This is a genomic window from Streptomyces sp. MB09-02B (assembly GCF_033794485.1).
Lineage (GTDB): Bacteria > Actinomycetota > Actinomycetes > Streptomycetales > Streptomycetaceae > Streptomyces.
The window spans coordinates 1-9,135 of the sequence record NZ_JARGEE010000369.1 but is presented as its reverse complement, the minus strand read 5'-3'; the positions used below and the strand labels follow the sequence as shown (position 1 = coordinate 9,135).

At 69.6% G+C, this 9,135-nt stretch carries 9 protein-coding genes; 4 read left to right on the top strand and 5 right to left on the bottom strand.

The annotated features are described in order from the left end of the window. The first annotated feature begins 36 nt into the window (after nucleotides 1–36). Both P1P70_RS34710 and P1P70_RS34705 read left to right on the top strand, forming a co-directional pair. Nucleotides 37–1,182, top strand: a complete 1,146-nt coding sequence (locus P1P70_RS34710; RefSeq protein ID WP_319244951.1) for an FAD-dependent monooxygenase — start codon at nucleotides 37–39, stop codon at nucleotides 1,180–1,182. A 26-nt stretch (nucleotides 1,183–1,208) separates the two neighbouring features. Further along, nucleotides 1,209–2,003: an aminotransferase class IV gene (locus tag P1P70_RS34705; RefSeq protein WP_319244949.1), complete on the top strand. Its 795-nt coding sequence runs from the start codon at nucleotides 1,209–1,211 to the stop codon at nucleotides 2,001–2,003. Between the two features lie 121 nt (nucleotides 2,004–2,124). Here the strand turns inward: P1P70_RS34705 and P1P70_RS34700 are convergent, their stop codons facing one another. Further along, on the bottom strand, nucleotides 2,125–2,610 hold the full coding sequence (locus P1P70_RS34700) for a carboxymuconolactone decarboxylase family protein (RefSeq protein WP_319244947.1): 486 nt from the start codon (nucleotides 2,608–2,610) through the stop codon (nucleotides 2,125–2,127). Between the two features lie 134 nt (nucleotides 2,611–2,744). Here P1P70_RS34700 and P1P70_RS34695 point away from each other — a divergent pair, with 134 nt between their 5' ends. Next, nucleotides 2,745–3,440 (top strand): L,D-transpeptidase, encoded by a 696-nt coding sequence (locus P1P70_RS34695; protein WP_319244946.1) that lies wholly within the window; start codon nucleotides 2,745–2,747, stop codon nucleotides 3,438–3,440. Nucleotides 3,441–3,509: 69 nt separating this feature from the next. On the opposite strand, the gene P1P70_RS34690 is transcribed toward P1P70_RS34695, so the two are convergent. From P1P70_RS34690 to P1P70_RS34675, 4 genes are read right to left on the bottom strand one after another with little or no spacing between them, the layout of a single operon-like run. Next, on the bottom strand, nucleotides 3,510–4,712 hold the full coding sequence (locus tag P1P70_RS34690; protein ID WP_319244944.1) for a Gfo/Idh/MocA family oxidoreductase: 1,203 nt from the start codon (nucleotides 4,710–4,712) through the stop codon (nucleotides 3,510–3,512). A 14-nt stretch (nucleotides 4,713–4,726) separates the two neighbouring features. Beyond that, complete coding sequence (locus P1P70_RS34685; protein WP_319244942.1) at nucleotides 4,727–6,070, bottom strand: sugar ABC transporter substrate-binding protein; 1,344 nt, start codon at nucleotides 6,068–6,070, stop codon at nucleotides 4,727–4,729. Nucleotides 6,071–6,095: 25 nt separating this feature from the next. Continuing rightward, nucleotides 6,096–7,043 carry a carbohydrate ABC transporter permease gene (locus P1P70_RS34680; protein ID WP_319244940.1) on the bottom strand — a complete coding sequence of 316 codons (948 nt, stop codon included), beginning with the start codon at nucleotides 7,041–7,043 and terminating at the stop codon, nucleotides 6,096–6,098. An 18-nt stretch (nucleotides 7,044–7,061) separates the two neighbouring features. Continuing rightward, nucleotides 7,062–7,964, bottom strand: coding sequence for a sugar ABC transporter permease (locus tag P1P70_RS34675; RefSeq protein WP_319244938.1), 903 nt, complete (start codon nucleotides 7,962–7,964; stop codon nucleotides 7,062–7,064). 171 nt (nucleotides 7,965–8,135) lie between these two features. Here P1P70_RS34675 and P1P70_RS34670 point away from each other — a divergent pair. After that, nucleotides 8,136–9,135: ROK family transcriptional regulator (locus tag P1P70_RS34670; protein WP_319244936.1), on the top strand; the 1,000-nt coding region annotated here is incomplete at its 3' end.

Sequence of the window (9,135 nt, the reverse complement as noted above, 5' to 3'; positions counted from 1 at the left end):
GAAGACCCGCTCCAGGGGCAGTTCGGCGCCGGGCCCGTGGGTCTCTCCGCCGCCCTCGCCCTACGCGCCCACGACCTCCCCGTCACCCTCCTCGAAGCCGACCCCGAGGGCCGTGAACGCCCCGGCAGCCGCGCCCTGTTCGTGCACCGCGAGACCTTGCAGCTGTTGGAGGAGATCCGCCCCGGGCTCGCGGCCGAGATCGCCGCGTACGGGCAGACCTGGCACACCAAGCGCACCCTCTACCGGGGCCGCGAGGTCTACGCCCGCACCTTCCCGCCGCCCACCGGCACCCCGCCCTTCACCAGCCTCCGGCAGGTCGACACCGAGCGCTTCCTGCTCGCCGCCTGCCGGGACGCCGGCGTGGAGTTCGTGTGGGACGCCCGGATCACCGCCGTACGGACCGACCCGGACGGGGTGACCCTCACCGGCGAGGACGGCCGGACCTGGACAGGGCCCCACGCGATCGCCGCCGACGGCGCCCGCTCGGCGGTACGCCGCGAGCTGGGCATCCCGCTGGAGGGCACCCACGGCGAGGGCTTCCACGTCGTCGTGGACCTCGCCGACATCCCCGGCGCCGAACTGCCCCTGGAGCGGGTCTTCCACTACGAACACCCGGCACTCGGCGGCCGCAGCATCATGCGGGTGCCGTTCACCGGCGGATTCCAGCTCGACCTGCAGTGCCGCGACGACGACGCGACGCAGGACCACGGCACCCGCGAGGCCGTACGCCGCTGGCTGCCCGAGGTCGTCGGTGACGGCTACGACGAGCGGATCCTGTGGGTCTCCACCTACCGCTTCCTGCGCAAGGTCGCCGCCGACTTCACCGACCCGCACCGCCGGGTGCTGCTGGCCGGCGAGGCCGCGCACCTCTTCCCGCCGTTCGGGGCACGCGGTATGAACAGCGGCATCGCGGACGCGGTCGCCGCGGCCCACGCGATCGCGGAGGGGACCCCCGGGGCGGTCGGCTCCTTCGCCGAGATCCGGCGCGCGGCGGGCCTGTTCAACAGCGCCGCCGCCGGCACCGCCCTGGACCATCTGCGGCCCCGGCGCCGTATCGTCCGTGTCAAGCAGCGGGCGGCGGCGGCCCTGGCCCCGATGGTCCCCCGCTGCGGTGCCTGGCTGGAGCACGCCCCCTACGGCCCCCGGCACGGCGCCCCGGCCGTCGCGGGCCGCAAGTACTGAACCGGAAAGACCCACAGGAGCACTGAGTGACACCACCCGCCATCGCGGAAGGTCTGCTGACCTGGTCACCCGAACACGGCCTCGTCCCCGGCCAGGCACTGGGCGGACGCCTCCTCGTAGCGGACTCGTGGCTGCTGCGCGACGGACGGGTGCGCGGCTTCGACCGGCACCGCGAACGGTTCGTGCGGTCCTGCGGCGAGTGCGGCGCGCCGCCCCTGGCGCGGGTTGTCGACTTCTGGCAGGACATGACCCGTGCCCTGCCGCGCACGGGGGAGTGGTTCCCCCGCGTGGAACTCGTCGCCGGATCACTGGAGTTGAGGCTGCTGCTCCGGCACGCCCCGCCCCTCACCGCCGAGATCGAGGTGTGGGCGGCGGGACAGCCCGACCCGCGCACCGTGCCCCGCCGCAAGGGCCCGGACCTGGACGCCCTGGCCCGGGTGCGCAGAAGGGCGTCCGGCGCCGACGCCGACGAGGCCGTCCTCATCGCGCCCTCCGGCCTGGTGCTGGAGGGCGCGAGCAACAGCCTGCTCTGGTGGGAGGACGACACCCTCTGTCTGCCGCCGCCCCGGCTGCCCCTCCTCGCCGGTGTCACCAAGGCCCTCGTCCTGGAGCACGCCGCCCGCACCGGAGTCCAAGTCGCCCACCGCGAACGTTCCCTGGCCGAGCTGGACGGCCATGAGGTGTGGCTCGTCAACGCCCTGCACGGCATCCGCCCGGTCGTCGCCTGGACCGGACGACCGATGACCCCCGGCCGGGCCGTCCACGCCCCGCGCTGGCGACGATGGCTGGATGATCTTATGGAGCCGCTGCCGGACCACTGAATTCACAGAGATATACGGGCGCGGAGAAGCGCCGGGCCGAAGGGAATTCGGCCCGGCGCTGAAAGTCGTTCGCTGCGTTGCTTCGAGGAATCCCCGGGAATCCTTTCCCGGGGATTCGGTGCTACTTCTGGGCCGGCTGGTAGGCCCCCGGAACCATGCGCGTCGCGATGGCGATCCGGTTGTACGCGTTGATCACGGTGGCCGCCCAGATCAGCGCCGCGACCTGCTGCTCGTCGAACACCTCGGCCGCCTCGGCGTACACGTCGTCCGGTACCTGCCCGTCGTGGACCAGCGTCACCGCCTCGGTCAACGCCAGGGCGGCGCGCTCGCGGGCGGTGAAGAAGGGGGTCTCGCGCCAGGCGCTGAGCGCGTAGATCCGCTGCTCCGTCTCGCCCTGCGCGCGGGCGTCCTTGGTGTGCATGTCCAGGCAGAAGGCGCAGCCGTTGATCTGCGAGGCACGAATTCTGATCAGTTCCAGGATCTCCGGCTCGACCTTCGCGTCCCGGGCCGCGGAAACAGCGGCACCGTGCAGGGAGCCCATCGCCCCGGAGACATCGGGGGTAATTTTCTTCAACGCCACGCGAGTTATGGATTCGCTGTTGCTCATGGGGGTAACTCTATATCCGAATTCCCGGCTGTGTAACTGTTTCGTCTCAGCGTGGGCTCTCCCACAACCGCCGCCGCCGGTCGCCTGTCTAGGCAGGCAGGACCTACAAATCACTCGAAAGGGAAAGGTCAGCCATGGGGGACATAGGCAGAAGAGGCGCCGTAGCGCTCACGATCACCGCACTGCTGACACCGCTCACGCTCGCGCTCGGCACCGCGCCCGCGCAGGCGGCGAGTTGTACGACGTCGACGGGGCCCTACCAGAAGCAGGTCGAGAAGTTTCTCGGCCGGACGGTCGACGGCAAGCAGTCGGCCGGCGACTGCAAGGCGATCAAGGCCTTCCAGACCAAGCACGGCATCACCCCGAACGCCGGCTACGCGGGTTCCGTCACCTGGGGCGTGATGGACCTCATGAACAAGCAGAAGGCCGTGGGCAAGAACCCCAACAAGGACGGCAAGTGCCCGACCAACAAGGGCCGCATCGCCTGTGTCAACCTCACCCTCCAGCTCAGCTGGATCCAGGACGGCAAGAAGCTCGTCTACGGCCCCGTCCCGGTCCGCACCGGGCGCAACGGCGACGAGACCCGCACCGGCCTGAAGAAGATCTACTGGCGCAACATCGACCACGTGTCGTCGATCTATCACGTGCCCATGCCCTACGCCCAGTTCTTCGACGGCGGCCAGGCCTTCCACTCCGCCGGCGTCAGCATGTGGAACCCGCCGGGTTCCCGCGGCTGCGTCAACATGACCAAGACGGACGCCAAGAAGTACTGGTCGCTGCTGAAGAAGGGCGACGACGTCTTCGTGTACGGCCGCAAGCCGGGCACCTGACGGGCAGCCAGGAGCCCGGCCCGACGACCGTGCCGAAACGTCACGCCGGGGGCGTCACGCCTCGAAACGTCACGCCTCGGGGGCGTCCCCGAAGTCCGGGATCTCCAGCCGTACCCCACCCTGCCGCGCGGACTCGTGCGCGACGATCCCCGGCAGGGTGTAACGGGCCGCCACCCAGGCGTTCACCGACGGCAGCGTCCGGGTGTTGACGGCGGTCACGAAGTCGTCCACCAGGAAGTGGTGGCTGCCCTCGTGCCCGTTGTGTAGATGGTCGAACTCCCGCGGCAGCCGCGACCGGTCGTGCACCGGCGCCGACCCAGAGGTGAAGGCGGCCCGCAGATCCGGCGCGATGTGCTGGAGCGAGGGATCGTCCGGGGACAGGGTGGGCTTGGGCTCCAGCAGCTCACTGATGTCCTCGACGCCCTTCTTGTCCTGCCAGAACGCCACCGTCGCGAGCTGCTCCATGCTGGCGTCCGTGCCGAAGAACCGGAAACGCGACTCCCGTATCTGCGAGGGGTAGCCGACCCGCCGGAACTCGTTCGTACGGAACGAACCCCCGCCCGCCACCTCGAACAGCGCGGTCGCGTTGGAGAAGTCGTTGCCGAACTGGCTCACCTCCCTGTCGAACACGCCGTCACCGCGCCCGTCCACGACGCCGATCGCGGAGACGCTGACCGCGTGCGTCTGCCAGGCGCCCAGCACCCCTCCCACCGAGTGCGTCGGGTACAGCAGCGGCGGATAGCTGGCGGTCCGCTTCCAGTCCTCGCCGCCGCTGTACTGGTAGGCCTCGTAGAACCCCAGATCCATGTCGTGGACGTAGTCGCCCTCGGCGTAGAAGAGCCGCCCGAAGGCGCCCTCCGCGATCTGGTTGCGGGCGTGCACGGTCGCCGGGTTGTACTGACTCGTCTCACCCATCATGTACGTCAGGCCGGTCGCCCGGACCGCGTCGATGATCGCCGCGATCTCGTCGGCGGTGATCGCCATGGGGACCGCGGAGTAGACGTGCTTGCCGGCGTTCAGGCCCTGGAGGACCAGCGGCCCGTGCGTCCAACGCTGGGTGAAGATCGCGACGGCGTCGACCGCCTTCGACTCCAGCATCGCCTCGTACGACGGGAAGGTGCCGGCCAGCCCCTGGGCGGCCACGAGGGTTTCGGCCCGCTCGGGCAGCAGATCGGTGACGTAGACGTCGCCGACGCCGGGGTGCGCCTGGAACAGCGTGGCGAACTGGCCGGAGAACTGGCCGGCGCCCACGATGCCGAGGGAGAACGTCATGTGCGGAGTGTCCTTCACTGGTCGAGAATCAGATTGATCTGGTCGTTGGTCTCGTCGAGGCCGCTCACCGGCGCCCCGCCCCCGTAGATGTCCTCCATCGCGGGCTGCATGAGCGCGGTGACGTCGGCCGCGTAGTTGGTGATCGGGTAGGAGAAGGTCCGGAAGTTCTTCTTGTCCGCCACGGGTTCGGTGAAGGCCGAGACGTCGAGGCCCTTCTTCTCGTACGCCGCGACGGCGGCCTCGGTGCCGGCCGGGGTGGCGGGGAAGACGACCCCGTACCGGCCGACCGTGGTCTGGCAGGCGTCGGAGGCCAGGTACGCCACCCATTTCCGGGCCCCCGCCTTGTTCCTGGAGGCCTTGGTGATGGAGTCGGCGAGACCGTTCATCATGGTGGCCCGCACGCCGCTCGGCCCGGCCGGAGTGACGGCCGAGCCGATCTCCATGCCCTTGAAGCCGGCGTAGGTGGAGATCATCCAGGCGCCGTCGAAGGTGGCCGCGGCCTTGCCCGCCGCCACCTGGGTGTTGGCCTGGTTGGACTGGACGTTGTAGTCGGAGAAGGGGACCATGTAGCCCTTCTCCGCGAGCCCGAAGTACCACTTGACGACGGACTGGAACGTCGCGCTGTCGTACTGGTACTCCGTGCCCCAGCGGGCCCTGTCCGTGTAGTTCCACCCGGCAGACCCGGTGAAGGGGCTCCACTGGGTCTGTCCGTCGGCGTATCCGCCGCCGTTGCTCGCCAGGCCGTAGACCTCGACGTCGTTCTTGTCGAAGCCCGGCTCGTCGCCCCGCCTGCCCTTGCCGTCGACGGTGAGGTGGGCGACGGCCTTCTCGAAGGTGCCGCCGTCCTCGGGGTTCCAGGAGAGGGCGTCGAGCTCGTCGGCCGTGAGTCCCGCGTCCTTCGCCATCTCCTTGTTGTAGAACAGCGCGACGGTGTCCCAGTCCTTGGGGGAGCCGTAGCGGTGGCCGTCCTGGCCGATCCAGTTGGCGGCGAGGCCCGGCTGGTAGTCGGAGTCCTCGATGCCCAGGTCGTCGAGCGGTTCCAGCACCTCCAGATCGGCGAACTGGCCGAACTTCTGGATGTGGTCGGTGAACACGTCCGGCTGGGTGCCCGCGATGAACCCGGCGGTGAGCTTGGTCCAGTAGTCGCTCCAGCCCAACTGGCTGATCTTCACCGTCAGTCCGGGGTTCTCCTTCTCGAACCCCTTGGCGCAGGCCTGGTAGGCGGGCAGCTGGTTGGCGTCCCACAGCCAGTACGTCACCGTCCCCGAGGACGCCCCGGTGCCGTCGCCCTGGGCGCAGCCGGTCACCAGGGACAGTGTCAGTGCCCCGGCCCACGCGGTCAGCGTACGAAGTCGCATGTCGGTTCCCTCACTTGATCCCGGTTCACTTGATTCCGGTGAAGCCGATGGAGCTGACGATGCGGCGGGCGCACGCGGCGAAGAGCACCAGCATCGGCAGCGCGGCGATCAGCGTCGCCGCCGTGAGCCCCGACCAGTCCACGCCGGTCGCCGGGGTCTGCGCCCGGAAGATCGCCAGCGCCACGGTCAGCACCCGTGAGTCGTCGCTGTAACTGACCATCAGCGGCCAGAAGTAGTCGTTCCAGGAGGTGATGTACGTCAGCACGGAGAGCGTGAGGATCGGGGTGGACGCCATCGGCAGGATCACCCGGAAGAAGATCCTGATCTTCCCTGCCCCGTCCAGCAGCGCCGCCTCCTCGACCTCGTGCGGGACGTTCATGAAGAACTGCCGCAGGAAGAAGACCGCGAACGGGGTCATGAACAGGCTGGGCAGCGCGATGCCGAGGAGCGAGTCGACCAGGTGCAACTGCTTGATGAGCACGAAGTTCGGCAGCAACGTGAAGATGGTCGGCACCATCAGCCCCGCCAGGAACAGCCCGAACACCTGGTCACGGCCGCGCCAGCGCAGCCGTGCGAAGGCGTAGGCGGCCATCGCGGAGAAGAAGATCTGACAGCCGGTGATCAGCGTCGACACGAACACGGAGTTGAGCAGGTAGCGCCAGAAGTCGAGTCCGCCGCCGGCCCCGCCCTGCGCGATCGCCTCCTCGGCGGACTGCAGGCCGAGGGCCCGCTCGAAGCCGCTGGTGGTGAGATCGACGGGCAGCGGGTTCGCGGGGTCCGCGTTCAGCCCGGCGTTGGTGGAGAGCGCCGTGCGCAGGATCCAGTAGAAGGGCAGCAGGGTGATGAGCACGATCAGGCCCATCACGGTCCAGGCGGCGGCCCGTCCGACGGAGGGCCGGCGCTTCGGCGGCCGTACGGCCGGCCGTGTCGTCGGGGGCGCGGCCGGTGCGGCCGGTGGGGTCAAGGTGGCCATGCGGGTGTCTCCCTTCCGTCAGCCGAGGTCGCTCTGTCCGGCCCGGGTGAGCCGGTACTGCAGGACGGTGATGGCGCTGAGCACCACCAGCAGGGCGACGGACATCGCCGAGGCGTAGCCGAACTGGAAGCGGCCGAAGGCGGAGCCGTAGATGTAGTACTGCAGGACGTTCGTGGCGTTCGCGGGGCCGCCCGCCGTGGTCACCGCCACGGTGTCGAACACCTGGAACGAACCGATCACCGTCATGATCAGCACCACCGCCAGCACGGGCCGCAGCAGCGGCATGGTGACCCGCCAGAACATCCGCCACTCGCTCGCGCCGTCCACCCGCGCCGCCTCGTACACGTCGTTCGGGATCGCCTGGAGCCCGGCGAAGAGGAGGAGCGCGGTGTAGCCGACGTGCCGCCACACGTTGATCAGGGCGATGGTGGGGATCGCCCAGGTCTCGTCGGCGAGGAACGGGATGCGGTCCGCGCCGAGCGCGCCGATGATCTCGTTGCCGATGCCCAGCTGGGTGTCGAGGATCCACAGCCAGACCAGACCCGCCACCACGTTCGACATCAGATACGGCGTGAGCACGATGCCGCGCAGCAGTGAAGACTGGGTCAGCCGCTGGAGCAGTACGGCGATGGCGAGCGCGGCGACCGTCTGCACGCCGATGTTGAGCACCACGTACTCGACCGTGACGGCCAGTGAGTCCCAGAAGATCGGGTCGTTGACCATCCGGACGTAGTTGTCCAGGCCCACCCATTCCGCCGGGGTGAGCAGGTTGAAGCGGGTGAAGCTCAGGTAGATGCCGCGCAGGGTCGGCCAGAGCAGGAAGACCAGGAAACCGAGCATCGCCGGGGCGACGAAGACGGCGGCGAGGACGCCGTCGCCCCGCCTGCTGCGGGTCGGTGGACTGCTGGAGGCGATGGTCATCGGTACTCCCTCATCGGCGGTGGTGCCTCTGACTCCGGTCACTTACTTTCGCTGCGAAAGAATTGCGCCGTCAAGGGGTGGGGCGACAACTTCTGAAGACGGTTTGGGCGGGCCCGAAGCGGTTATGTTGTTTCCGTAGCGAAAGAAAAAAGGTGTGGGAGTCTGGCCTCCATGACCGCAGTCGATGTCAGCTGGCCACCGCTCAGTCCCGGAGAACGCGCGGTGGCGATCGAGGTGCTCGTGCACGGCCCGCTCTCGCGCACGGACCTGGCCCGGCGCCTCGGCCTGTCCGCCGGAAGCCTCACCCGGCTGACCAAACCGCTGATCGAGTCCGGGCTGCTGGTCGAGACAGCCGAGGGTGCCGCGCTCCCCGAGGTCCGGCAGGGCCGCCCCTCACAGCCGCTGGACATCGTCGCGGAGTCCCGCTCGTTCGTCGGCTTCAAGATCACCGACGACATGGTGTACGCCGTGGTCACCACGCTGCGCAGCGAGATCGTGACCCGCCACGACCGCCCGCTCCCCACGCACGAGCCGGAGCGGGTCGCCGACCTCCTCGCCGAGATGACCGCCGAACTCTCCCGTACGCACCCCTCGTTGGCCGGCATCGGCATCGGGGTCGGCGGACTCGTCCGGCGTCGCGCGGTGGTCGGGGAGTCGCCGTTCCTGTCCTGGCGCGACGTGCCGCTGGCCGAACTCGTCGAGGAGCGCACCGGTCTGCCCGTGGTCGTCGAGAACGACGTCGCCGCGCTCGTCGAGGCCGAGACCTGGTTCGGCGCGGGGCGCGGACTCGACCGGTTCGTCGTCCTCACCATCGGCGCGGGCATCGGCTACGGGCTGGTGCTGGGCGGCAGGCGTGTGCCCTACGCCGAGGAGGACCGGGGCTTCGGCCGCCACTGGATCGTGGACCCGAACGGGCCGCTCACCCCCGACGGGGAGCGCGGCAGCGCCGTCTCGCTACTGAGCATCCCCAGCGTCCGGTACCAGGTGCGGGCGGCGACGGGGCGTGAGGTGTCGTACGAGGAGGTCCTGACCGGCGCGGCCGAGGGGGAGCCGATGTGCGCGCGGGTCGTCGGCGAGGCCGGGCGGGCACTGGGGATCCTGGTGGCGCAGATCGCGAACTTCGTGATGCCGCAGAAGATCCTGCTGGCGGGGGAGGGGGTCGGGCTGATGG

Coding starts and splice junctions, on each gene's coding strand:
- P1P70_RS34690 (WP_319244944.1), bottom strand. CDS start 4,712: ATGACGTTCTCCCTCGGCATCGTGGGCGCCGGCCAGTTCTCCGGCCAG.
- P1P70_RS34685 (WP_319244942.1), bottom strand. CDS start 6,070: ATGCGACTTCGTACGCTGACCGCGTGGGCCGGGGCACTGACACTGTCC.
- P1P70_RS34695 (WP_319244946.1), top strand. CDS start 2,745: ATGGGGGACATAGGCAGAAGAGGCGCCGTAGCGCTCACGATCACCGCA.
- P1P70_RS34675 (WP_319244938.1), bottom strand. CDS start 7,964: ATGACCATCGCCTCCAGCAGTCCACCGACCCGCAGCAGGCGGGGCGAC.
- P1P70_RS34700 (WP_319244947.1), bottom strand. CDS start 2,610: ATGAGCAACAGCGAATCCATAACTCGCGTGGCGTTGAAGAAAATTACC.
- P1P70_RS34680 (WP_319244940.1), bottom strand. CDS start 7,043: ATGGCCACCTTGACCCCACCGGCCGCACCGGCCGCGCCCCCGACGACA.